This is a genomic window from Azohydromonas australica DSM 1124 (assembly GCF_000430725.1).
Lineage (GTDB): Bacteria > Pseudomonadota > Gammaproteobacteria > Burkholderiales > Burkholderiaceae_C > Azohydromonas > Azohydromonas australica.
This window is the reverse complement of record NZ_AUMO01000017.1, coordinates 166,006-187,776: the sequence shown is the minus strand read 5'-3', so window position 1 is coordinate 187,776 and position 21,771 is coordinate 166,006. Positions and strand designations below refer to the sequence as shown.

Genomic DNA, 21,771 nt, shown 5'->3' with positions numbered 1-21,771 from the left:
GAGCCCCCCCTGGCCCATGCCGCCCGCCCGCAGCCCGTGGCGTTTTGGTTGCGAAATCGAAGATGGCCACGGCCTGCGCTGGGTGCTGGGCCGCAACGGGGCGCTCGGGCCACGACGCCATCTGGGGGCGTGGTTCCTGTCGGGCGCCCTGGCCCTGGGTGTGACCCTGCTTCTCTGGTGGCAGGGCACGGCCATGGCGGCGGCTTTTGCGGCAGGGGAGTTGGCGCTGCTGGGCACGGCGCTGGTGATATGCGCGCGACACGCCGCCGACCGCGAAATGCTGACGCTGGCGGACGGGGCGCTGGTAGTGGAGCACCGCTGTGGTGCCCGCACCGAACGCGCCGAGTTCCGCGCCGCGTGGGTGCGCGTGGAGCCGGCGCGGGCGCAGGGATCGCTGGTGGAGCTTTCGGGCGAAGGCCGGCAGATGCGGGTGGGCCGCTACCTGCGGCCGGAGCTGCGCCTGCAGCTGGCGCAGGAGCTGCGGCGCGCGCTGCGCACCGTGGGGCTGCAGCCGGCGGCGAGTCCCAAGAACACGGCAATGCAACACAAGTGAGGACCATGGGAAAGAACAGGACGCTCACGAGTCGCCTCGCCCGCGCTGTATTGGGCCTGGGCATGCTGCCGGCCGCCCAAGCTGCGATGGCGGTCAATGACCTGCCCGGCGGGCCGGCGGTCAACCAGACCAACCTGCATCCGGCAGCCACGGCCATCGCCGCCGAGCTGTACTGGCTGCACAACTTCATGCTGGTCATCTGCACGGTCATCTTCGTGGCCGTGTTCGGCGTGATGTTCTATTCCATCCTCAAGCACCGGCGTTCGCGCGGCGCCAAGGCGGCGAACTTCCACGAGAGCACGGCGGTAGAGGTGGCCTGGACCATCGTGCCCTTCCTCATCGTCATCGGCATGGCGCTGCCGGCCACCAAGGCCGTGGTGGCGATGAAGGACACCACCAACGCCGACCTCACCATCAAGGCCACCGGCTACCAGTGGAAATGGGGCTACGACTACCTCAACGGTGAAGGGCAGGGCATCAACTTCCTCTCCACGCTGGACGTGGCGCACCGCCAGATGTCCGACGCCGGCAAGCCGCAGGGCGACGACTACCTGCTCAAGGTGGACAACCCGCTGGTGGTACCGGTAGACCGAAAAGTGCGCATCGTCACCACCGCCAGTGACGTCATCCATGCCTGGATGATCCCGGCCTTCGGCGTCAAGCAGGATGCCATTCCCGGCTTCGTGCGCGACACCTGGTTCCGCGCCAACAAGACTGGCGACTTCTATGGCCAGTGCGCCGAGCTCTGCGGCAAGGAGCACGCGTACATGCCGATCCACGTCAAGGTGTTGTCGCAGGCCGACTACAGCGCATGGGTGGCCGAGCAGCATAAGAAGATGGCCGCGGCGGCCGACGATCCGGCCAAGGTCTGGACGCAGGCCGACCTGCTCGCCCGTGGCGAGAAGGTCTACGCCGCCAACTGCGCCGCGTGCCACCGCCCCGACGGCAAGGGCGCGGGCCCGATCAAGGCGCTGGACGGCTCGCCCGTCGTCAACGACACGGACAAGGGCAAGCAGGTGGCGGTGCTGCTCAACGGCCTGCCCGGTGGCATGCCCTCTTGGAAGCAGCTCTCCGACACCGAGATCGCCGCCGTCATCACCTACACCAAGAACTCGTGGTCCAACCACACCGGCCAGACCGTGCAGCCCGCCGAGATTGTGGCGGCCCGCAAGTGACCCGCGCCGTCGCCTGAAAGGAAAAGCCTCCCATGAGCGCAGTTCTGCCCCACCACGGCGCCGCCCACGATGAGCAGCACGATCATCCGCACGGCTGGCGGCGCTGGCTGTTCGCCACGAACCACAAGGACATCGGCACGCTGTACCTGCTGTTCAGCTTCACCATGCTCATGGTGGGCGGGATCCTGGCGCTGCTGATCCGGCTGGAGCTGTTCCAGCCCGGGCTGCAGTTCGTCAACCCGCAGCTGTTCAACCAGTTCACCACCATGCACGGGCTGATCATGGTGTTCGGCGCGATCATGCCGGCCTTCGTGGGCTTCGCGAACTGGATGATCCCGCTGCAGATCGGCGCGCCGGACATGGCCTTCGCGCGCATGAACAACTTCAGCTTCTGGCTGATGGTGCCCGCGGCGGTGATGCTGGTGTCGTCGTTCTTCATGCCCGGCGGTGCGCCGGCGGCAGGCTGGACGCTCTATGCGCCGCTGACACTGCAGATGGGCCCGTCCATGGACGCGGGCATCTTCGCGATGCACATCCTGGGCGCGAGCTCCATCATGGGCTCCATCAACATCATTGTCACGATCCTGAACATGCGCGCGCCGGGCATGACGCTGATGAAGATGCCGCTGTTCTGCTGGACTTGGCTCATCACCGCGTACCTGCTCATCGCCGTGATGCCGGTGCTCGCCGGCGCGATCACGATGACGCTCACCGACCGCCACTTCGGCACCAGCTTCTTCCAGCCCGGCGGCGGCGGCGACCCGGTGATGTACCAGCACATCTTCTGGTTCTTCGGGCATCCCGAGGTCTACATCATGATCCTGCCGGCCTTCGGCATCATCAGCCAGATCGTGCCGGCCTTCGCCCGCAAGAAGCTCTTCGGCTACACCTCCATGGTGTACGCCACCGCCTCCATCGCGATCCTGTCCTTCATCGTCTGGGCGCACCACATGTTCACCACCGGCATGCCGGTGACCGGACAGCTGTTCTTCATGTACGCCACGATGCTGATTTCCATCCCCACGGGCGTGAAGGTGTTCAACTGGGTCGCCACCATGTGGCGCGGCTCCATGACCTTCGAGACGCCCATGCTGTTCGCGGTGGGCTTCATCTTCGTGTTCTCCATGGGCGGCTTCACCGGCCTGATCCTGTCCATGGCGCCGGTGGACATCCAGCTGCAGGACACCTACTACGTGGTGGCGCACTTCCACTACGTACTGGTGGCGGGCTCGCTCTTTGCACTGTTCGCAGGCGTGTACTACTGGGGCCCGAAGTGGACCGGCACGATGTACTCGGAGACGCGCGGCAAGATCCATTTCTGGGGCTCGCTGATCTTCTTCAACGTCACCTTCTTCCCCATGCACTTCCTCGGCCTGGCGGGCATGCCGCGCCGCTATGCCGACTACCCGATGCAGTTTGCCGACTTCAACGCGCTGGCTTCCGTTGGCGCCTTCGGCTTCGGGCTGATGCAGGTGTACTTCTTCCTCGCGGTGGTGCTGCCGATGATGCGTGGCCAGGGCCAGCCTGCACCGCAGCGCCCGTGGGACGGCGCCGAGGGGCTGGAGTGGGAAGTGCCCTCGCCAGCGCCCTTCCACACCTTCGAGACGCCGCCGCAGCTCGACGCCACGGCCACCCGCGTGGTGGGCTGAACGCCATGGAGCCGCAGGCTGTGAAGATGCCGCCGCGCCACGACGACCCGGCGCAGCGCCGGCGCAGCAACCTGCGCTTGGCGCTGATCCTGGTCTCCGTCGCTGCGGCCTTCGCGCTGGGCTTTGTGGCCAAGATCGTGCTGTTGGGCCCCTGAGGCCGCCAAGGAGCCCTGGGCCATGGATCCCCGCCACCAAGCCCGGTTGCGCCGCGACAACCTCCACATGGTGGGCAAGCTCACGCTGGTGGCCGCGCTGATGTTCGGCTTCGGCTATGCGCTGGTACCGCTGTACAAGCACATCTGCGAGGCGCTGGGCATCAACGTGCTGTCGCTGTCGGAGCGCCAGACGGCCAACTTCGGGCGCGGCACGGCCGACGCGCTCAATACCCAGGTGGACCGCAGCCGCACCATCACGGTGGAGTTCGACGCCAACGCGCGCGGGCCCTGGGACTTCAAGCCCGCGCAGGCGACGCTGAAAGTGCACCCTGGCGAGCTCGCCACCGTGATGTACGAGTTCCGCAACCGCCAGCCGCGCGCGATGACGGCCCAGGCCATTCCCAGCTACGCGCCCAAGCAGGCCACGGCCTACTTCAACAAGGTCGAATGCTTCTGCTTCAACGAGTACACGCTGGCGCCGGGGGAATCGCGGCAGTGGCCGGTGGCCTTCGTGATCGACCCGAAGCTGCCCAAGGACGTGACCACCATCACCCTGTCCTACACCTTCTTCGAGGTCAGCGGCAAGAACGCGGCGGCCCGGCCGGAGCCGCGCTCGTGAGCGGGCGCCACGCCGATGAAGCCGTGCCGCGCAAGGGCTCGTGGCTACGCAGCTTCAGGGCCGTGGCGTGGTCCTTCTTCGGCGTGCGCCGTGCCCGCGACTATGAACAGGATGTCAGCCAGCTCAAGCCCCAGCACGTCATCGTCGCCGGCCTCGTGGCCGCGGCGCTGTTCGTGGCCGTGCTAGTGCTGCTGGTGAGATGGGTAGTGGGCAGCGGCGTGGCCGGCTGACCCGCGGCAAGAGCAACCTCTCAAGGAGACCGGCAACCATGTCCGCAGCGACGCACCACGGCAGCGTGCCCAACTACTTCGTGCCGAGCCCATCACGGCATCCGGTGATGACGGCCGTCGGCCTGTTCTTCGTGATCCTGGGCGCGGCCCAGTGGATCAACGGTCACCAGTGGGGGGCCTATTCGCTCTTCTTCGGCCTGCTGTGGTGGGCCGTGGTGATGTTCCAGTGGTTCAGCGACGCGGTGCGCGAGAGCGAGGGCGGGCTCTACGGCCGCAACATCGACATCTCCTACCGCTGGAGCATGAGCTGGTTCATCTTCTCGGAGGTGATGTTCTTCGGTGCCTTCTTCGGCGCGCTGTTCTGGTCGCGCTTTTACACGCTGCCGGTGCTGGGTGGCCTGGAGAACAGCGTGCTGTGGCCCGACTTCAAGGGCGTCTGGCCCAGCGACCAGCCCGGCTCCACGGCCTCGCCGGCGGGCATTGTCGAACCTTTCTCCACCATTGGGCCGTGGCCGCTGCCCACGCTCAACACCGCACTGCTGCTGACCTCGGGCGTGACGCTGACCATCGCACACCACGCGCTCATCGCCGCGCACCGCGCCAAGGCCATCGTCTGGATGTGGATCACGGTGCTTTTGGGGATGACCTTCCTCTTCGTGCAGGCCTTCGAGTACCACCACGCCTACCAGGAGCTCAACCTCAAGCTGAGCTCGGGCATCTTCGGCTCCACCTTCTTCATGCTCACCGGCTTCCACGGCTTCCACGTCTTCGTGGGCATGCTGATGCTGCTGTTCATCACGCTGCGGCTGATGAAGGGCCATTTCACCCCGGACCGCCATTTCGGCTTCGAAGGCGCGGCCTGGTACTGGCACTTCGTGGACGTGGTGTGGCTGGGCCTGTACCTGATGGTGTACTGGCTTTGAAGTGAACAGCAGCCGCCCCGGCGTGGCGCCGTGAAGCGCCGGGTTCAGCGGCTCAGCGGAATGCCGGTGGGCTGGATCCAGCCCATCCAGTAACTGAAGAGAATGAACAGGAACAGCGCCACCGACAGCCCCACGCGCAGCGCCAGCGCCCGGGCCATGCGCTTGTCGGGGCCGCCGGCTTGTGGCGCCTGCGGTGGCCTCTTGCGCAGCATCAGCACGCCGGCGCCGGCCAGGGCTCCCACGATGGCCAGCAGCGCCAGCACGATGATGGATTTCATGGCCGGCCATTCTGGCACCGGCTTTCCGGGCGGGCGGTGTCCATGCTGAGCGCACGTGCTCGGCGGCTGGTGGTCACGCTGGCGGCCGTGGCGAGCGCGCTGTTGATGGCACGGCTGGGGCTGTGGCAGCTCGACCGCGCGGCGCAGAAGGAGACGCTGCAGCAGGCGGTGGACAGCAGCGTCGCGCTGCCGCCGCTGCCTGCCCAGGCGCTGGCGAGCACGCCGGCGCAGGCGGCCGGGCAACTGCACCGGCGCATCACGGTGCGGGGACAGTGGCTCCCCGAGCGCACCGTCTTCCTCGACAACCGGCAGATGGATGGCCGCCCAGGTTTCTTCGTGCTCACGCCGCTGCGGCTGGACGATGGCAGTGCCGCGCTGGTGCAGCGCGGCTGGGTGCCGCGCGACATGCAGGAGCGCACCCGGCTGCCCGCCATCGCCACGCCGGCGCAGCCGGTGACGCTCACGGCGCGCATCGAGGGACCGCCGGCGCGGCTCTACGAATTCACCCCGCAGGGCGGCGAGACGGGGGTGATCCGTCAAAATCTCTCCATTGAATCCTTCGCGGATGAAACGCAGCTGAGCTTGCGTCCGCTCACGCTGCTGCAGCTCGACGACGCTGCGGCCCCGGCTGCCGACGGGCTGCGACGCCACTGGCCCTTGCCGGCTGTGGACGTGCACAAGCACTACGGCTATGCCGTCCAGTGGTTTTCGCTGGCGGCGCTGATCACGGGTCTTTATGTCTGGTTCCAACTCCTCCGCCCCCGCCGGCGCACCGCCTGAGCCGCTGAGCCTGACGGTGCACTCGATGCCCCGGCCTGAGCTCGACGCGCAGGCGCGGCGCACTCGCAGCGGGCGCCTCAAGATGCTGCTGGTGCTGTTGGCGTGCGCCTCGCCCGTGGTGGCCTCGTACTTCACCTACTTCGTCGTCCGCCCCGAGGGCCGCAGCAACTACGCCGCGCTGATCGATCCGCCGCACGAGCTGCCGCCGCTGGCGCTGCGCACGCTGGAGGGCCAGCAAGTCCCGGCCGCCTCCTTCAAGGGCCAGTGGCTGCTGGTGGTCACAGGCAGCGGCGACTGCGACGCCGACTGCGAGAAGCTGCTGTACCTGCAGCGCCAGCTGCGCGAGATGACCGGTCGCGAGCGCGAGCGCATCGACAAGCTGTGGCTGGTCACCGACGACCAGATGCCCCCGGCCGCGCTGCAGAAGGCGGTGCTGGACGCCGGCGCGGCGCAGATCCTGCGCGCCGACCCCGCGCAGGTGGCGCAGTGGCTGCAGCCCGCGCCGGGCGAGTCGTTGTCCTCGCACCTCTATGTCGTCGATCCGATGGGGCAATGGATGATGCGCGCCCCGGTGCGCCCCGACCCCTCGCGCCTCAAGCGCGACCTGGAGCGGCTGCTGCGCGCCTCGGCCAGCTGGGACCGCGAAGGCCGCTGAAACGCCATGGACACGGCCTACAACCTCTCGCCGCTGTTGCACCTGGCGCTGCTGGGTATCGCGCTGGCGCTGGCGCCGCTGGCCTGGGTGGCGCTGCGCCACCGCGGCGCGGCGGCCCGGCTGCGCGGGCTCACCGCGCTGACGCTGTTCCTGTGCTTCGACCTCGTGCTCTTCGGTGCCTTCACCCGGCTCACCGACTCGGGCTTGGGCTGCCCCGACTGGCCCGGCTGCTACGGCAGCGCCAGCCCGCTGGGCGCGCAGCACCACATCGCCGCCGCGCAGGCGCTGCTGCCCGACGGCCCGGTGACGCATGCCAAGGCCTGGATCGAGATGCTGCACCGCTACCTCGCCACCGCCGTGGGCGTGCTCATCACGGTGCTGGCGGTGGCGACCTGGCGGCAACACCGCCGCGGCACGCCGGGGCTGATCTCCCCCTGGTGGGCCAGCGCCACGCTGGTGTGGGTTTGCCTGCAGGGCGCCTTCGGCGCGCTGACGGTGACCTTGAAGCTGTATCCGGCCATCGTCACCGGGCACCTGCTCGGCGGCCTCGGGCTGCTGGCGCTGCTGGCGGCGCAGTCCCAGGCCTTCACCGGCCCCGGCAGCCGGCCGCTGGCGCTGACGCCGGGGCTGCGGCGCGGGCTGTGGGCGTTGGCCGCGCTGGCGCTGGCGCAGATCGCACTGGGCGGCTGGGTCAGCACCAACTACGCGGTGCTGGCCTGCAGCGACTTCCCCACCTGCCACGGCCGCTGGTGGCCCGAGATGGATTTCGAGCACGGTTTCACCCTGCAGCGCGCGCTGGGCAGCACGGGCGAGGGCGACTTCCTGCCCTTTGCGGCGCTGACGGCCATCCACTTCACGCACCGGCTCATGGCGCTGGTGCTGCTCGCGGCGCTGGCGCTGACGGCCTGGGGGCTGTGGCGCCAGCCCGATCCCCAAGCCCGCCGCTGGGCCTGCGCGTTGCTCGCCGTGGGGGCGTGGCAGCTGGGCAGCGGCGTGTCCAACGTGGTGCTGGGCTGGCCGCTGGTGGCGGCCGTGGCCCACACCGGCGGCGCTGCCGCGCTGACCGTGATCCTGAGCCTGATGCTCATGCGCGCCCACCAGAGCGCGCGTGCGCGAGTTCCCGCGCAGCCCGCGGCGCATCCCGATCTGGTGCCCGGAGCGAGATACCCATGACCCGAACCGCAACCCATTCCTCCGTGACCCCGCCCGCGCCCGCCGCCGCCACGACCGCCGTCCCCCGTCCGGCCGCCCAGGTCCACATCCCGATCTGGCGCCAGTTCTACGCCCTCACGAAGCCGCGGGTGGTGCAGCTCATCGTCTTCTGCGCGCTGATCGGCATGCTGCTGGCCACGCCCGGGCTCCCGGCCCCCGTCACGGTGATCGCAGCCACCGCCGGCATCTGGCTGGTGGCCGCGGCGGCAGCAGCGTTCAACTGCGTGGTGGAGCAGCACATCGACGCCCGCATGTCGCGCACCGCTTGGCGGCCCACCGCGCGCGGACAGCTCGGCAACGGGCAGACGCTGCTGTTCTCCGGGCTGCTGTGCGCCCTGGGCAGCGCGCTGCTGTGGGCCTTCGTCAACCCGCTGACGATGGTCCTGACCTTCGCCACCTTCGTCGGCTACGCCGTGATCTACACGGTGGTGCTCAAGCCGATGACGCCGCAGAACATCGTCATCGGCGGCGCCTCCGGCGCCATGCCGCCGGTGCTGGGCTGGGCCGCGGTGCGCGGCGAGGTCGGGCCCGAAGCGCTGATGCTGTGCCTGATCATCTTCCTGTGGACGCCGCCGCACTTCTGGGCCCTCGCGCTGTACCGCACCGAGGACTACCGCCGCGCCGGGCTGCCGATGCTGCCGGTGACGCACGGCTCGGAGTTCACGCGGCTGCAGGTGCTGCTCTACAGCCTGGTGCTGCTGGCGGCCACGCTGCTGCCCTGGATCTACGGCATGAGCGGGCTGCTCTACCTGGCCTCGGCGCTGGCGCTGGGTGGCCTCTTCATCGCGTATGCCTGGAAGCTGTGGCGGGTCTACAGTGACGCGCAGGCGCGCAAGACCTTCCGCTTCTCCATCCTCTACCTGTCGCTGCTGTTCGCGGCGCTGCTGCTGGACCACTACCTGAGCCCATGGATTCCGTACTGATCTCCCGCCGTGCCCTGGCCCTGGCCGGTGCCTCCGCGGCGCTGCTGGCCCTGGCCGGCTGCAACCGCGCCGGCAACGCCGACGCACCCAAGGCCACTGTCTCCACCTTCCACGCCGTGGACATCACCGGGGCCGACTACGCCGGCAAGCTGGAGCTGCCCGACGTGCAGGGCCAGATGCGCAAGCTCTCGGACTTCAAGGGCAAGGTCGCCGTGGTGTTCTTCGGCTACACGCACTGTCCCGACGTGTGCCCGACCACGCTGGCCGAGCTGGCGGAGGTCAAGCGCTCGCTGGGCGCGGACGGCGAGCGCGTGCAGGGCATCTTCGTCACGCTCGACCCCGAGCGCGACACGCCGGAGATGCTGCGCGCGTACGTGAACAACTTCGACGCCGGCTTCATCGCGCTGCGGCCCTCGCCGGAGCAGCTCAAGGCCGTGGCGCGCGAGTTCAAGGTCTTCTACATGAAGGTGCCGGGCAAGACCGACGACGCCTACACCCTGGACCACACCGCCGGCAGCTACATCTACGACACCCAGGGCCGCGTGCGGCTGTTCAGCCGCTACGGCGCCGGCGGCGCGCAGGCGCTGGCCGACGACATCAAGAAGCTGCTGGCCCAGGCCGCACCGGCCTGACGTCGAATCCGGACGCCAAAAGCCGACGGCCCCCGCGGGGGCCGTCGTCGTTTCAGCCGGGGAGGGCGGGGCGCCGGCGCTCAGGCGGCGACCGTCGACTCCATCGCCTTGCGCATCTTCTTCATCGCCGCGACCTCGATCTGGCGAATGCGCTCGGCGCTGACGCCGTACTCCGCCGCCAGCTCGTGCAGCGTCTTGCCGCCGGAGTTGTCGTCGTTCACTTCCAGCCAGCGCTGCTCGACGATGCGGCGGCTGCGCGCGTCCAGCGCGTCCAGCGCGCGCAGGATGCCGTCGCTGGCCATCACGTCGCGACGCCGCGCCTCCAGCACCCGCGTGGGTTCGCTGGCTTCGTCGGCCAGGTAGGCGATGGGCGCGAAGGTCGCCTCCTCGTTGTCTTCGCCCTGGGGCTCCAGCGCCACGTCGCCGCCCGACAGGCGGGTCTCCATCTCCAGCACTTCCTCGGGCTTCACGTTGAGATGCTCGGCCACCGTGCGCACCTCGTCGCCGCTGAGCGAGTTGCGGTAGCTGCGGCCGGCATCGGCCTCGTTCTTGAAGCCTTGCTTGAGCGAGCGCAGGTTGAAGAACAGCTTGCGTTGCGCCTTGGTCGTGGCCAGCTTGACCATGCGCCAGTTGCGCAGGATGTATTCGTGGATCTCGGCCTTGATCCAGTGCAGCGCGTAGCTCACCAGCCGAACGCCCTGCTCGGGGTCGAAGCGTTTGACGGCCTTCATCAGGCCCACGTTGCCTTCCTGGATCAGGTCGCCGTGGGGCAGCCCGTAGCCCAGGTACTGGCGAGACACCGACACCACCAGGCGCAGGTGCGACAGCACCAGCCGGCCCGCGGCCTGCACGTCACCGTGGTCGCGCAGCCGCTTGGCGCAGTCCTTCTCTTCTTCCGCCGTCAGCAGCGGGATGCGGTTCACGGCCGAAATGTAGGCGTCCAGGTTGCCGAGGGACGGCACCAGCGCCCAAGGGTCACGCAGAGCAACAGCATTCGCAGTGGACATGTTCATGGAGTGCTCGGACTGGAGAAATCGCGTTTGGTTCCCAAAATATTAGCACTCGGCTGATCTGAGTGCTAATGCCGGACTGTCCGATGGCCGGCGCGCCGCGTGCTCTCCTTGACGGCTGTTCGGATAGTGAAAAGACCCGGGCAGGCCCGGGTTTTTCATCCCGGCTGGCATGCCGGCATCCGCCGCGGGCTGACACCGGCGCGCGTCACCAGCGGGCCACCTGCGCCTGTGTTCCCTCTGCGTTCACCGGAGCCTGTTCTTTATCTGCTCAAGGGCCTGACCGGGCAGGTCGGCAACGGTTGCGCGGGACGCCTCGTCCAGCAAAAAGCCCCGCCATCGCGAGGATGAGCAGGGCTCGTCGGGAGCCGGGCCGGGTGGCCCGCTGCTCGGCTGAGGCTTACACGTTGAACAGGAAGTTCATCACGTCCCCATCTTTGACCACGTATTCCTTGCCTTCGGCGCGCATTTTCCCGGCGTCCTTGGCGCCTTGCTCGCCCTTGTAGGCGATGAAGTCGTCGAAGGCGATGGTCTGGGCGCGGATGAAGCCGCGCTCGAAGTCGGTGTGGATCACGCCGGCGGCCTGCGGCGCGGTGTCGCCGATGTGGATGGTCCAGGCGCGAACTTCCTTCACGCCGGCGGTGAAGTAGGTCTGCAGGCCCAGCAGCTTGAAGGCGGCGCGGATCAGGCGGTTCAGGCCCGGCTCGTCCTGGCCCATCTCGGCCAGGAACATCGCGCGGTCCTCGTCCTCCATGTCGGCCAGCTCGGACTCGGTCTTGGCGCAGATCGCCACCACCGGCGCGTTCTGCCCGGCGGCGTATTCCTTCAGCCGCTCCAGGAAGGGGTTGTTCTCGAAGCCGTCTTCCGAGACGTTGCCCACGAACATCGCGGGCTTGGCCGTGATCAGGCACAGCGGCTTCAGGATGACCAGCTCTTCCTTGCTGAACTCGATGGTGCGCACCGGCTTGGCCTGGTCCAGCGCGGCCTGGCACTTCTCCAGCACCTTGACCAGCGCCGCGGCTTCCTTGTCGTTGCCCGAGCGCGCGGCCTTGACGTAGCGGTGCAGGCTCTTCTCCACCGTGCCCAGGTCGGCCAGGCACAGCTCGGTCTGGATCACCTCGATGTCGGCGATCGGGTCCACCTTGCCGGCCACGTGGATGACGTTCTCGTCCTCGAAGCAGCGCACCACGTTGACGATGGCGTCGGTCTCGCGGATGTGCGAGAGGAACTGGTTGCCCAGGCCTTCGCCCTTGGACGCGCCCGCCACCAGGCCCGCGATGTCCACGAACTCGACGATGGCCGGCACCACGCGCTCGGGCTTGACGATTTCCGACAGCTTGTCCAGCCGCGGATCGGGCAGCTCCACCACGCCCACGTTGGGCTCGATGGTGCAGAAGGGATAGTTCTCGGCAGCGATGCCCGCCTTGGTCAGCGCATTGAAGAGGGTGGACTTGCCCACGTTGGGCAGGCCCACGATGCCGCACTTGAGGCTCATGGAAAGGGTTCCGGGTAAGAGGGCAGACGAAGGCCCGGACAGGGCTGAAGGGCCGAAATTCTAGTCGCCCGGCCCTTCAGCCTCCCCACCGCGGGGGATGGACGCCGCCCGCGCGGCGTGCATTCACACCGCCAGCGACGCCTCCACGCCGCCGCCCACGCGCAGCACCTGCCCCGCGCCGGCCTCGATCACCGCGTTCATGGCGAAGGTGATGCGCCCCTTCATGCGCGGATCGGCCCGGTAGCTCGCCAAGGTGTCGCCGGGCTCGTGGCCGCGCTCGGCCGTGGCCGGATCGACGTTCGGGATCGAGCAGCGCACGCAGGGTTTCACCAGCTTCAGTCGCACCCCGCCTTCGAGCTCCAGGGTGTCGATAAAGTCCTCGCCGTTGGCATCCTCCAGCCCGTCGAGCACCAGGTTGGGCCGGAAGCGCTCCAGCGTGACGGGCGGCTGGCCGCGCGCCGCCAGCCGCGCGTTGAGCTCCGCCAGCGAGGCGGTGGAGGCCACCAGCAGCGGGAAACCGTCGCTGAAGGCGTTTTCGGCCTCCACGCCGGCGCTCCATGTCGGGTCCGACAGCCGGCGCTGCGCCGGGTCGAAGCGCACCAGCCGCAGCGGCTGGCCCACGGCGGCCTCGAACCAGTGCGCCGCCGCGTCGCCCTGGTCCAGCGCCGTGACCTCGTCGTCCCACACCTTCACTTGGCGCGGTGTGCCCTGGACGGCCAAGGGCAGGGCCAGCGGCAGCATGTCCGGCGCATGCAGCAGCAGCGTCTCGCCCTCGAAGGAGGGCTTCACCAGCTGCAGCCGCGGCCACTGACGCTGGCTGGCGAAGTCGCCGTCGGCGTCCACCAGCATCCAGGCGCGGTCGTATTCGAGCCCGGTGGGCGTGAGCAGCGCCTGCTCCAGCGCCAGGCCGGCACAGGACTTCACGGGGTAGATGCTCAGGGCGTGCAGGCGCAGGGAAAGGTCGCTCACGGCAGGACTCGGCAGGAGGGCAAAAGAGGGCGCCTGGGCGCATGCGCCGGGCAGGGCGCGGCATCGTACTGCCGCGCCTGTGGCGCGGCGGAGGGAAAAGCGCCGCTGCCTACAATCCCCCGCATGAGTTCCTACGACATCGCCGTGCGCGGCGCCGGCGCGGTGGGCCGCAGCCTGGCGCTGGCCCTCTCGCGCCAGGGCCTGGGCGTGGCCCTGCTGGAAGCGCCGCCGCGCCAGCAGGGGCCCGACGTGCGCACCTACGCGCTCAACGCGCAGGCGGTGAACCTGCTGCGCAGCCTGAAGGTCTGGGACGCGCTGCCGGCCGACGCCGCCACCCCCGTCTCCGAGATGCTGGTGCATGGCGACGCCCACGGCAGCCAGCTGGAGTTCTCGGCCTGGGGCCAGTGCGTGGACGCGCTGTGCTGGATCGTGGACGCGCAGGCGCTGGACGAGGCCCTGGCCACCGCCGTGCGCTTCGCCCCGCACATCACGGTGCTGCCGGCCAACGCCCCCGTGCAGGCGCAGCTCACGGCGCTGTGCGAGGGCAAGCACTCTGCCGCGCGCGAGGCGCTGGGCGTGGATTTCGAGGTTAAGCCCTATGGCCACACTGCGGTGGCGGCGCGGCTGGTGGCGGACCGGCCGCACCAGGGCGTGGCCTGGCAGTGGTTCCGCAGCCCCGACATCCTGGCGCTGCTGCCCTTCGACCGGCCACAGCGGAGCGTCTCCTACGGCCTGGTGTGGTCCGTGCCCGCCGAGCGCGCGCAGGCGATGCAGCAGCTCTCCGACGCCGACTTCGAGGCCGCCCTCAACGAGGCCAGCAGCGGTGCCGCCGGGCAACTGAAGCTGGACGGCCCGCGCGTGGGCTGGCCGCTGCAGCTCTCGCGCGCGCAGCGCGTGTGCGGCCCGGGCTGGGTGCTGCTGGGCGACACGGCGCACACGGTGCATCCGCTTTCCGGCCAGGGCCTGAACCTGGGCCTGGGCGACGTAGAGGCGCTGGCACAAGTGATCGCGCAGCGCGAGCCCTGGCGCCCGCTGTCCGACGAGAAGCTGCTGCGCCGCTACGCACGCCAGCGCGCCGTGCCGACGCTGGCCATGCAGCAGCTCACCGACGGGCTGCTGCACCTCTTTGAGCACGACACGCCCGTGCTGCGCGAGCTGCGCAACCACGGCCTGAACCTGGTCAACAACCTCACGCCGCTCAAGCGCTGGCTCGCCGGCCGCGCGCTGGGCATCTGACACCGCTTTTCCCAGGAAGGGACCTTTCATGAACACGCGCACGCTGGCCCGCCTAGGCGCCCTCAGCCTGCTGGCCGCCGCCGCCCTGGGCGCGTCGGCGCAGGAGGCGCAGATCCGCAAGAACCTGGCCGAGCGGCTGCCCAGCCTGCCCAAGATCGACGAGGTCAGCCGCACCTCCGTGCCTGGGCTGTGGGAGATCCGCATCGGCAACGACGTGATGTACACGGACGACAAGGGCGACCACATCATCCAGGGCCAGATCGTCGACACCCGCACCCGCGCCAACATCACCGAGTCGCGGCTCAACAAGCTCAGCGCCATCGACTTCGCCAGCCTGCCGCTGAAGGACGCGGTGGTCATCAAGCAGGGCAGTGGCGCGCGCAAGATGGCCGTGTTCGTGGACCCGAACTGCGGCTACTGCAAGCGCTTCGAAAAGGACCTGGCCGCTGTCAAGGACGTCACGGTCTACACCTTCCTCTATCCCATCCTGGGGCCCGATTCCGACGCCAAGTCCAAGGCCATCTGGTGCGCCAAGGACCCGGCCAAGACCTGGCGCGACTGGATGCTGAGCGGCGTTACCCCGCCGCGCTCCATGGGCGATTGCGACACTGCCGCGCTGGAGCGGAACGTGGCCTTCGGCAAGAAGCACCGCGTGCAGGGCACGCCGGCCATGGTGTTCGAGGACGGCACCCGCGTGCCCGGCGCCATCCCGGGCGCCGAGGTCGAGAAGCACCTAGCCGAAAGCAGCCGCAAGTCCTGAGGCCGCGGGCCTTGAGGCGTCCGCCGTCCTGTGGCGCCCGGCATGAAGGATTGCCAGCAGTTGAGAAAGATATGGGCAGATAGGACAAGAAGACGAAATCGCGGCCTGCGGCACAGCGCATGTGCCATGGGAAGCCGGGATGGTGGTGGAAATTGACTCAGGTGGCATTGGCACAAGAGCAAAATGCCGGTTACCGTCAAGCAGTACGGCAATCGCGTCGATGCAGGTGTTGTCTCATGGCTGAGCGCTGCGTCTTTACCTACCAAACGCGGCTGGTGCTCGCGCCCGAGCAGGCCCGCGCCTTGGAGGCCTACGCCGAGCTGCACGGCCGGGCGCAGCGCCGTCTCCACGCCGAGTTGCGCGCGCAACGCGATCTCAACGGGCTCAAGCGCGAGTTCCTGGCGCGGTTCGGATTGACCGCGCGCCAGTTCAACGCCGTTCGCATCGAGCTCGACGGCAAGGTCCAGGCCATCCGGCAGCGCCGGCCGCAACTCATCGAGGAGGCGAAGGCGCGTCTTGCCAAGGCGCGCCGCCTGGTCGACAAGCTTGCCCAGACCTGTCCTGGTACCAACAAGTTGCATCAGAAGAGACGGCGTCTGGCCGTGCTGGAGCAGCGCTTGGCGGCGCTGCAGCGCGACGAGGCCCAGGGCCGGGTGGGGCTGTGCTTTGGCAGCCGCCGGCTGTTCCATGCCCAGTACAAGCTGCACGCCAACGGCCTGTCCAGCCATGAGCAGTGGCTGGCCCAGTGGCGCCGCTCGCGCAGCCGCCAGTTTCTCGTGCTGGGCAGCCAGGACGAGACCGCGGGCAACCAGACCTGCCAGGGCGCAGTGTGCGAGGACGGCAGCCTGCAACTGAAGCTGCGCCTGCCCGACGCGCTGATGCAGCACTGCGGGGCGAGGTTCCTGACGATTTCCGGCGTGCGCTTTGCCTACGGCCACGGGGCCCTGGTCTCGGCGCTGGCCATGAGCCGGCTCGTGCCGGTCTCTACCCGAGCTGGCAGGCCGACGTCCAAGCGCGTGCGGCGTGCAATCACCTACCGCTTCTTGCGTGACGACAAGGGCTGGCGCGTGTTCGCCAGCGTCGAGATCGAGCCGGCGGCCGTCACCACATCGCGGGTGCACGGCTGCATCGGCCTGGACATCAACGCTGACCACCTCGCCGTGGCGGAGCTGGACCGGTTCGGGAACCTGGTGGACGCGCGGCGCCTCGAACTGCCCACGCGTGGCAAGTCCAGCGACCAAGCCAAGGCCCTCATCGGCGATGCAGCCGTGCAAATCGCAGCACTGGCCAAGGCGCGTGGCAAGCCGCTGGCCCTGGAGAAGCTGGACTTCCAGAAAAGGAAGGCCGAGCTCGAAGCGGTGGATCCGGCCCGCGCCAGGCTGCTCTCGTCGTTTGTCTTCTCGAAGATGATCGCCGGCCTCAAGGCGGCAAGCCTGCGCGCCGGCGTGGAAGTGTTCGAGGTCAACCCGGCATACACCTCGGTCATCGGCGCGGTGAACCATGCACAGCGCCGGGGCATTTCAGTACATCAGGGCGCGGCGTGTGCCGTCGCCCGTCGAGGATTGGGGCTGCGTGAAGCCCCGGCCGTACGTGAGGCCATCGTGCCGCTGCGCAATGGCGGCCACGTCACCTTCGCCGTACCCGCGAGGAATCGCGCGAAGCATGTGTGGCAGCAATGGTCGGGAATTCGCTCAGCACTCAAAGCGGCGCACGCAGCGCACTGGCGGTCGGGCAGATCCAAGGACCCGCCCGCACCCTTGTCCCCGGCCACGCGGGCATCGAGTGCACACCGCTTTTCCACGGTGCAATCCCGTGGCGCGAACCGCTCCCAACACTGTTCGGGGGGCGTCTTGGACGATGTTCCGTTCTAGTGGAACAGTTGTCCATGCTTTTAGGAACGGTCAGCCGGCTGTAAGGGGGAGCAACGGCACAATGTTGCACATGCATACGCCCGTGACCGTCGCCCCTTCCGGCCCCTACCTGCCCGTGCAGCCCGCGCTGCGCCTGGGGTATGCCGGCCTGATTCCCTTCGTCCTGGGCGCGCTGCTGGTGTGGTTCGTGCGTCCGGACGCGCATCCCTACGTGGTGGATGCACTGGCGGCCTACGCGGCGCTGATCGTCTCCTTCCTGGGGGGCATCCACTGGGGGCTGGGCTTCATCCACGGCCAGCCGCGGCTCTTCACCTGGGGTGTGGTGCCCTCGCTGGCGGCCTGGGTGACGTTACTGATGCCGCCCTATGCCGGCCTGGTGCTGCAGGGCGTGCTGCTGGTGGCGTGCTACTTGGTGGACCGGCGCGTCTACCCCACGCTGGGGCTTCAGTCCTGGCTGACGCTGCGCTTCCGTCTCACCGCCGTTGGCGCGCTGAGCTGTTTCCTGGGCGCGGCGGGCACCTGAACTGCCCGCTGCGGCTCATCCACCGGGGCGCCGGCGCGGCGGCCCGCATCACCCACGCATCACCCTGACCGCAGCCATGATCCATTACCGCATCGACGTCGAGGACGCCCCTTCGCATCTCTGGCGCGTCACGTTGAGCGTGCCGCGGCCCGCCGCCGAGCAGCGCCTGAGCCTGCCGGTGTGGATCCCGGGCAGCTACATGGTGCGCGAGTTCGGCCGCCACCTCTCGGGGCTGCAGGCGCGCCAGGGCGACGCGCCCGTGGCGCTGCGGCAGCTGGACAAGACCACCTGGCTCGCGCCCTGCGCGGGCGACGCGCCGCTGGAAGTGAGCTGCCTGGTCTACGCCTTCGACACCTCGGTGCGCACCGCCTTCCTCGACGCCGACCGCGGCTTCTTCAACGGCACCAGCCTGTGCCTGCGCGTGGAAGGGCGCGAGCACGAGCCGCACCAGATCGGCTTCGGCCGGCTGCCCGAGGGCTGGGAGGTGGCCACAGCCATGCCGGCGGTGGAGGGCGGCGCGGCGCTGACCTTCGGCGTGCCCGACTACGACGAGCTCATCGACCACCCCTTCGAGCTGGGCCGCTTCTGGCGCGGCAGCTTCGAGGCCGCGGGCGTGCCGCACGAGTTCGTGGTCGCCGGCGCCTGGCCCGGCTTCGACGGCGAGCGGCTGCTGGCCGACGCGCGGCGCATCTGCGAGGCGCAGATCGCCTTCTGGCACCCGCAGGACGGGCCCGTGCCGTTCGGGCGCTACGTCTTCCTGCTCAACGTGGTGGAGGACGGCTACGGCGGCCTGGAGCACCGCGCCAGCACGGCGCTGATCGCCTCGCGCCGCGACCTGCCGCGCCGCGGCAACCCGCCCACGGCGCTGACCGAGGGCTACGTCACGCTGCTGGGCCTCATCAGCCACGAATACTTCCACAGCTGGAACGTCAAGCGGCTCAAGCCGCGCGAGTTCGAGCGCCTGGACTACGGCCAGGAGAACTACACCGAGCTGCTGTGGTTCTTCGAGGGTTTCACGTCCTACTACGACGACCTCTTGCTGGTGCGCGCCGGGCTCATCGACGAGGCGCGCTATCTGAAGCTGGTGGCCAAGAACCTTAACGGCGTGCTGGCCACGCCGGGGCGCTTCGTGCAGAGCGTGGCGCAGTCCAGCTTCGACGCCTGGGTCAAGTACTACCGCAGCGACGAGAACACGCCCAACGCCACCGTGAGCTACTACGCCAAGGGTTCCCTGGTGGCGCTGGCGCTGGACCTGACGCTGCGCGGCCGGGGCGAGGGCTCGCTCGACGAGGTGATGCGCACCCTGTGGCGCGACAGCGGCGGCGGGCCCATCGGCGAGGCGGACGTGGAGCGCGCGCTGCAGCAGGTGGCCGGCCACTCGCTGGCCGAGGAACTGCATGCCTGGGTGCACGGCACCGAGGACGTGGCCGTGCAGCCGCTGCTGGCGCGCGTGGGCGTGTCCTGGAAGACCGAGCCGCTGCCCTTCGCCACCGTGCTGGGGCTGCGCCTGAGCGAGGGGCCGGTGACCGGCGTGCAGGTGCGCTCGGTGCTGCGCGGCAGTGCTGCCGAGCGCGCGGGCGTGTCGGCCGGTGACGAGCTGCTGGCGGTGGACCGCTGGCGCGTGCGCCGGCTGGAGGACGCGCAGCAGTGGCTCACCGTGGGCGCGCCCTTCGAGCTGCTGCTGGTGCGCGGCCAGCGCGTGCTGAGCTGCCACGTCGAGCCGCCGGCGCAGCCCGCCACCAGCGTGGCGCTGGCGGTGGACGAGCAGGCGGGCGAATCGGCGCGCGCGCTGCGCAAGGCGTGGCTGCAGGGCTGAGCCGAGCTTCCCGTTGTTGGCCCGTCATGGCGGTGCCTTAGCCGCCGCCTGAATGCCCGTGGTTTCCCCCCAGAAGCGCCGTCCCCGGCGCCGGCTGCGGCTGGCGCTGCTGGCGCTCGCCGTGCTGCTGCTGCACGTCTGGCTGATCAACGACATCGCCGTCTCGCTGCCGCAGCCCGACGCCCCGCCGCCGCGCATGGAAGTGGCCTTCGTGCGCGAGCTGGTGCCGACGTTGCCGCTGGCACCCGCGCCGCCACCACCGCCCGCCCCACCGCCGAAGCGCGAGGCGCCGCCGCCGGCCGCCAAGCCTGCCTCGGCGCCGCAGCCGGAGCCGCCGCCTGCGCCTGAACCCGAGCCCGAAGTCGTGGCCGAGGCGCCGGAAGCCGTCTCCGCGCCGCAGGACGCGGCTTCCGAGCCGTCGCCGCAAGAGACGCCGGTCGTGGCCGAGGCCGCCTCGGAGCCCGCGTCCACGGCTTCCGACGTGCCGGCGCTGGCCGAGGCGCCCGCGGACGCGGCCAGCCAGGCCCAGGCGACGGCGGACGCCGCTTCTGCCGCTGCCCCCGCCAACGCCGCCGCCCCGGCGCCGCCGCCGGCCTCCGCCATGGCGCAGGCCGTGCCGCCGGGCATCGAATCCGACGCCTTGTCGCCCTTCCGCGACTGGCCTCCGTCGACGCAGCTCGACTACCAGCTCACCGGCTGGTACCGCGGCGACGTGCACGGCAGCGCGCGCGTGCAGTGGCTGCGGCAGGACAGGCGCTACCAGGTGCACCTGGAGGTGGTGGTGGGGCCGCGCTTCGCGCCGCTGATGACGCGGCGCATGAGCAGCGACGGCGAGCTGGGCAAGCGCGGGCTGGTGCCGCAGCGCTACGACGAGGAGACGCGGCTGGGCTTCCTGACGCCGCGGCGCTCCACGGTGCGCTTCGAGTCCGAGGCCATCGTGCTGTCCGGCGGCAGCCGCCGCGTGCCCGTGCTGGGCGTGCAGGACAGTGCCAGCCAGTTCGTGCAGATGACGTGGATGTTCACGCTGCACCCGGAGCTGCTGCGCCGGGGAAACGTGGTGGAGCTGCCGCTGGCGCTGCCGCGCCGGCTGGACCTGTGGACCTACGACGTGCTGGGCGAGGAGCAGATCGACACCCCGCTGGGCCCGCTGCAGGCGGTGCACGTGAAGCCGCGGCGCGAGCCCGTGGCCGGCGACGTGATGACGGCCGAAGTGTGGTTCGCGCCCACGCTGCAGTACCTGCCGGTGCGGCTGCTGATTCGCCAGTCGGCCGACGTCTGGGCCGACCTCAAGCTCAAGAGCCTGCCGCTGCAGTCGCGGTGAGGCTTGGCGCGCGCCCCGCAGTCCCCGCCTCCAGGGAATCCGCCCCGTATAGTCAGCGCCGCCCTGAACTCCGTAAGAGAGAACGACCGATGGAATTCCAGAACCTGATGACGGCGCTGCACGGCGGCGAGGACGGCACGCTCAAGACCGCGGTGATCACGCTGCACCGGCCCAAGGCGCTCAACGCGCTCAACGATCCGCTGATGGACGAGCTGGGCCAGGCGCTGCTGGCCTTCGACGCCGACGACAGCGTGGGTTGCATCGTCCTCACGGGCAGCGAGCGCGCCTTCGCCGCCGGCGCCGACATCGCCGCCATGGCCAAGCGCGAGTTCATGGACGTCTTCAAGACCCAGTTCATCACGCGCAACTGGGAAACGATCCGCAAGGTGCGCAAGCCCGTCATCGCCGCGGTGGGCGGCTTCGCGCTGGGCGGGGGCTGCGAGCTGGCGATGATGTGCGACTTCATCATCGCCGCCGACACGGCCAAGTTCGGCCAGCCCGAGATCAAGATCGGCATCATGCCCGGCGCCGGCGGCACGCAGCGGCTGCCGCGTGCCATCGGCAAGAGCAAGGCGATGGACCTGATCCTGACCGGCCGCATGATGGACGCGCAGGAGGCCGAGCGCGCCGGGCTGGTGTCGCGCGTGGTGCCGGCGGACAAGCTGCTGGAGGAGGCCCTGGCCGCGGCGGCGGTGATCTGCAGCTTCGGGCTGCCCTCGGTGATCATGGCCAAGGACTGCGTCAACCGCGCCTACGAGACCACGCTGAGCGAAGGCATCGCCTACGAGCGCGGACTGTTCCACTCCATGTTCGCCACCGAGGACCAGAAGGAGGGCATGGACGCCTTCTTGTCCAAGCGCAAGGCGAATTTCAAGCATCGCTGATGTGATGTTCCCGGCGGCCGCGCCCCGGCGCGGCCGCCTGCTGTACCGCCCGCACCATGATCGGATCAAGAGAAGTCAAGGATTGGGTCTCCTCGGGGCCGG

23 protein-coding genes are annotated in these 21,771 nt (G+C 69.5%); 19 read left to right on the top strand and 4 right to left on the bottom strand.

All coding sequences use genetic code 11. The features are described 5' to 3' along the window. The first annotated feature begins 16 nt into the window (after nucleotides 1–16). The 7 genes from H537_RS40330 (at nucleotide 17) to H537_RS0100870 (ending at nucleotide 5,304) form a co-directional block, all read left to right on the top strand. Nucleotides 17–553: a DUF2244 domain-containing protein gene (locus tag H537_RS40330; protein ID WP_064735876.1), complete on the top strand. Its 537-nt coding sequence runs from the start codon at nucleotides 17–19 to the stop codon at nucleotides 551–553. 62 nt (nucleotides 554–615) lie between these two features. Further along, nucleotides 616–1,728 carry a cytochrome c oxidase subunit II gene (gene coxB, locus H537_RS0100895; protein ID WP_238446575.1) on the top strand — a complete coding sequence of 371 codons (1,113 nt, stop codon included), beginning with the start codon at nucleotides 616–618 and terminating at the stop codon, nucleotides 1,726–1,728. Between the two features lie 32 nt (nucleotides 1,729–1,760). Further along, the gene (gene ctaD / locus H537_RS0100890) at nucleotides 1,761–3,377 is read left to right on the top strand and encodes a cytochrome c oxidase subunit I (RefSeq protein WP_028996402.1); all 1,617 of its coding nucleotides are present in this window, start codon (nucleotides 1,761–1,763) and stop codon (nucleotides 3,375–3,377) included. 5 nt (nucleotides 3,378–3,382) lie between these two features. Then, a complete protein-coding gene (locus tag H537_RS52180) occupies nucleotides 3,383–3,532 on the top strand; it encodes a cytochrome oxidase small assembly protein (RefSeq protein ID WP_156901259.1) in 150 nt (49 codons plus the stop codon). Between the two features lie 22 nt (nucleotides 3,533–3,554). Next, nucleotides 3,555–4,151, top strand: a complete 597-nt coding sequence (locus tag H537_RS0100880) for a cytochrome c oxidase assembly protein (RefSeq protein WP_028996401.1) — start codon at nucleotides 3,555–3,557, stop codon at nucleotides 4,149–4,151. Next, a complete protein-coding gene (locus tag H537_RS0100875) occupies nucleotides 4,148–4,381 on the top strand; it encodes a DUF2970 domain-containing protein (protein WP_028996400.1) in 234 nt (77 codons plus the stop codon). Before H537_RS0100880 ends, H537_RS0100875 begins: the two co-directional genes overlap by 4 nt. A gap of 38 nt (nucleotides 4,382–4,419) precedes the next feature. Further along, nucleotides 4,420–5,304, top strand: a complete 885-nt coding sequence (locus H537_RS0100870; protein WP_028996399.1) for a cytochrome c oxidase subunit 3 — start codon at nucleotides 4,420–4,422, stop codon at nucleotides 5,302–5,304. A gap of 44 nt (nucleotides 5,305–5,348) precedes the next feature. Here H537_RS0100870 and H537_RS0100865 read toward each other — a convergent pair whose 3' ends face one another. Continuing rightward, entirely contained in the window at nucleotides 5,349–5,582 is a 234-nt protein-coding gene (locus H537_RS0100865; RefSeq protein WP_028996398.1) for a twin transmembrane helix small protein, read from the bottom strand. Between the two features lie 42 nt (nucleotides 5,583–5,624). On the opposite strand from H537_RS0100865, the gene H537_RS0100860 reads away from it, so the two are divergent. The 5 genes from H537_RS0100860 to H537_RS0100840 are packed head-to-tail and all read left to right on the top strand — an operon-like array spanning nucleotide 5,625 to nucleotide 9,784. After that, nucleotides 5,625–6,362, top strand: a complete 738-nt coding sequence (locus tag H537_RS0100860; protein ID WP_028996397.1) for an SURF1 family protein — start codon at nucleotides 5,625–5,627, stop codon at nucleotides 6,360–6,362. After that, nucleotides 6,319–7,017 (top strand): SCO family protein, encoded by a 699-nt coding sequence (locus H537_RS0100855; protein WP_051241451.1) that lies wholly within the window; start codon nucleotides 6,319–6,321, stop codon nucleotides 7,015–7,017. The genes H537_RS0100860 and H537_RS0100855 overlap by 44 nt, the downstream gene beginning before the upstream one ends. A 6-nt stretch (nucleotides 7,018–7,023) precedes the next feature. Next, complete coding sequence (locus H537_RS0100850; RefSeq protein ID WP_028996395.1) at nucleotides 7,024–8,190, top strand: COX15/CtaA family protein; 1,167 nt, start codon at nucleotides 7,024–7,026, stop codon at nucleotides 8,188–8,190. Continuing rightward, entirely contained in the window at nucleotides 8,187–9,152 is a 966-nt protein-coding gene (gene cyoE, locus H537_RS0100845) for a heme o synthase (RefSeq protein WP_043457954.1), read from the top strand. Before H537_RS0100850 ends, cyoE begins: the two co-directional genes overlap by 4 nt. Then, on the top strand, nucleotides 9,137–9,784 hold the full coding sequence (locus H537_RS0100840) for an SCO family protein (RefSeq protein WP_043457953.1): 648 nt from the start codon (nucleotides 9,137–9,139) through the stop codon (nucleotides 9,782–9,784). Before cyoE ends, H537_RS0100840 begins: the two co-directional genes overlap by 16 nt. A gap of 80 nt (nucleotides 9,785–9,864) precedes the next feature. Here the strand turns inward: H537_RS0100840 and rpoH are convergent, their stop codons facing one another. The 3 genes from rpoH to H537_RS0100825 all read right to left on the bottom strand — a co-directional run bounded on the left by rpoH (nucleotide 9,865) and on the right by H537_RS0100825 (nucleotide 13,258). Further along, complete coding sequence (rpoH, locus tag H537_RS0100835) at nucleotides 9,865–10,797, bottom strand: RNA polymerase sigma factor RpoH (RefSeq protein WP_028996392.1); 933 nt, start codon at nucleotides 10,795–10,797, stop codon at nucleotides 9,865–9,867. Nucleotides 10,798–11,194: 397 nt separating this feature from the next. Then, the gene (gene ychF / locus H537_RS0100830; protein ID WP_028996391.1) at nucleotides 11,195–12,289 is read right to left on the bottom strand and encodes a redox-regulated ATPase YchF; all 1,095 of its coding nucleotides are present in this window, start codon (nucleotides 12,287–12,289) and stop codon (nucleotides 11,195–11,197) included. A gap of 123 nt (nucleotides 12,290–12,412) precedes the next feature. Further along, nucleotides 12,413–13,258 carry an MOSC domain-containing protein gene (locus H537_RS0100825; protein WP_028996390.1) on the bottom strand — a complete coding sequence of 282 codons (846 nt, stop codon included), beginning with the start codon at nucleotides 13,256–13,258 and terminating at the stop codon, nucleotides 12,413–12,415. Nucleotides 13,259–13,381: 123 nt separating this feature from the next. On the opposite strand from H537_RS0100825, the gene H537_RS0100820 reads away from it, so the two are divergent. From H537_RS0100820 to H537_RS0100790, 7 genes are all read left to right on the top strand, one after another. Beyond that, complete coding sequence (locus H537_RS0100820) at nucleotides 13,382–14,494, top strand: FAD-dependent monooxygenase (protein ID WP_028996389.1); 1,113 nt, start codon at nucleotides 13,382–13,384, stop codon at nucleotides 14,492–14,494. Between the two features lie 28 nt (nucleotides 14,495–14,522). Further along, nucleotides 14,523–15,254 carry a DsbC family protein gene (locus H537_RS0100815; protein ID WP_043457952.1) on the top strand — a complete coding sequence of 244 codons (732 nt, stop codon included), beginning with the start codon at nucleotides 14,523–14,525 and terminating at the stop codon, nucleotides 15,252–15,254. 275 nt (nucleotides 15,255–15,529) lie between these two features. Further along, nucleotides 15,530–17,125, top strand: a complete 1,596-nt coding sequence (locus H537_RS0100810; protein WP_441293971.1) for an IS200/IS605 family accessory protein TnpB-related protein — start codon at nucleotides 15,530–15,532, stop codon at nucleotides 17,123–17,125. Between the two features lie 70 nt (nucleotides 17,126–17,195). Continuing rightward, nucleotides 17,196–17,648 (top strand): DUF3429 domain-containing protein, encoded by a 453-nt coding sequence (locus H537_RS0100805; protein WP_028996386.1) that lies wholly within the window; start codon nucleotides 17,196–17,198, stop codon nucleotides 17,646–17,648. Nucleotides 17,649–17,724: 76 nt separating this feature from the next. Further along, a complete protein-coding gene (locus tag H537_RS0100800; protein ID WP_028996385.1) occupies nucleotides 17,725–19,464 on the top strand; it encodes a M61 family metallopeptidase in 1,740 nt (579 codons plus the stop codon). Nucleotides 19,465–19,516: 52 nt separating this feature from the next. After that, complete coding sequence (locus H537_RS0100795; RefSeq protein ID WP_028996384.1) at nucleotides 19,517–20,785, top strand: DUF3108 domain-containing protein; 1,269 nt, start codon at nucleotides 19,517–19,519, stop codon at nucleotides 20,783–20,785. Between the two features lie 107 nt (nucleotides 20,786–20,892). After that, complete coding sequence (locus H537_RS0100790; protein WP_238446574.1) at nucleotides 20,893–21,669, top strand: enoyl-CoA hydratase; 777 nt, start codon at nucleotides 20,893–20,895, stop codon at nucleotides 21,667–21,669. The last annotated feature ends 102 nt before the right edge of the window (nucleotides 21,670–21,771 follow it).

Excerpts from the sequence above, each read along its gene's own strand:
- cyoE (WP_043457954.1), top strand. The coding sequence starts at position 8,187 with ATGACCCGAACCGCAACCCATTCCTCCGTGACCCCGCCCGCGCCCGCC.
- rpoH (WP_028996392.1), bottom strand. The coding sequence starts at position 10,797 with ATGAACATGTCCACTGCGAATGCTGTTGCTCTGCGTGACCCTTGGGCG.
- H537_RS52180 (WP_156901259.1), top strand. The coding sequence starts at position 3,383 with ATGGAGCCGCAGGCTGTGAAGATGCCGCCGCGCCACGACGACCCGGCG.
- H537_RS0100795 (WP_028996384.1), top strand. The coding sequence starts at position 19,517 with ATGCCCGTGGTTTCCCCCCAGAAGCGCCGTCCCCGGCGCCGGCTGCGG.
- H537_RS0100880 (WP_028996401.1), top strand. The coding sequence starts at position 3,555 with ATGGATCCCCGCCACCAAGCCCGGTTGCGCCGCGACAACCTCCACATG.
- H537_RS0100820 (WP_028996389.1), top strand. The coding sequence starts at position 13,382 with ATGAGTTCCTACGACATCGCCGTGCGCGGCGCCGGCGCGGTGGGCCGC.
- H537_RS0100800 (WP_028996385.1), top strand. The coding sequence starts at position 17,725 with ATGATCCATTACCGCATCGACGTCGAGGACGCCCCTTCGCATCTCTGG.
- H537_RS0100805 (WP_028996386.1), top strand. The coding sequence starts at position 17,196 with ATGCATACGCCCGTGACCGTCGCCCCTTCCGGCCCCTACCTGCCCGTG.
- H537_RS0100815 (WP_043457952.1), top strand. The coding sequence starts at position 14,523 with ATGAACACGCGCACGCTGGCCCGCCTAGGCGCCCTCAGCCTGCTGGCC.
- ctaD (WP_028996402.1), top strand. The coding sequence starts at position 1,761 with ATGAGCGCAGTTCTGCCCCACCACGGCGCCGCCCACGATGAGCAGCAC.
- ychF (WP_028996391.1), bottom strand. The coding sequence starts at position 12,289 with ATGAGCCTCAAGTGCGGCATCGTGGGCCTGCCCAACGTGGGCAAGTCC.
- H537_RS0100860 (WP_028996397.1), top strand. The coding sequence starts at position 5,625 with ATGCTGAGCGCACGTGCTCGGCGGCTGGTGGTCACGCTGGCGGCCGTG.
- H537_RS0100790 (WP_238446574.1), top strand. The coding sequence starts at position 20,893 with ATGACGGCGCTGCACGGCGGCGAGGACGGCACGCTCAAGACCGCGGTG.
- H537_RS0100855 (WP_051241451.1), top strand. The coding sequence starts at position 6,319 with ATGTCTGGTTCCAACTCCTCCGCCCCCGCCGGCGCACCGCCTGAGCCG.
- H537_RS40330 (WP_064735876.1), top strand. The coding sequence starts at position 17 with ATGCCGCCCGCCCGCAGCCCGTGGCGTTTTGGTTGCGAAATCGAAGAT.
- H537_RS0100840 (WP_043457953.1), top strand. The coding sequence starts at position 9,137 with ATGGATTCCGTACTGATCTCCCGCCGTGCCCTGGCCCTGGCCGGTGCC.
- coxB (WP_238446575.1), top strand. The coding sequence starts at position 616 with ATGCTGCCGGCCGCCCAAGCTGCGATGGCGGTCAATGACCTGCCCGGC.
- H537_RS0100850 (WP_028996395.1), top strand. The coding sequence starts at position 7,024 with ATGGACACGGCCTACAACCTCTCGCCGCTGTTGCACCTGGCGCTGCTG.
- H537_RS0100870 (WP_028996399.1), top strand. The coding sequence starts at position 4,420 with ATGTCCGCAGCGACGCACCACGGCAGCGTGCCCAACTACTTCGTGCCG.
- H537_RS0100865 (WP_028996398.1), bottom strand. The coding sequence starts at position 5,582 with ATGAAATCCATCATCGTGCTGGCGCTGCTGGCCATCGTGGGAGCCCTG.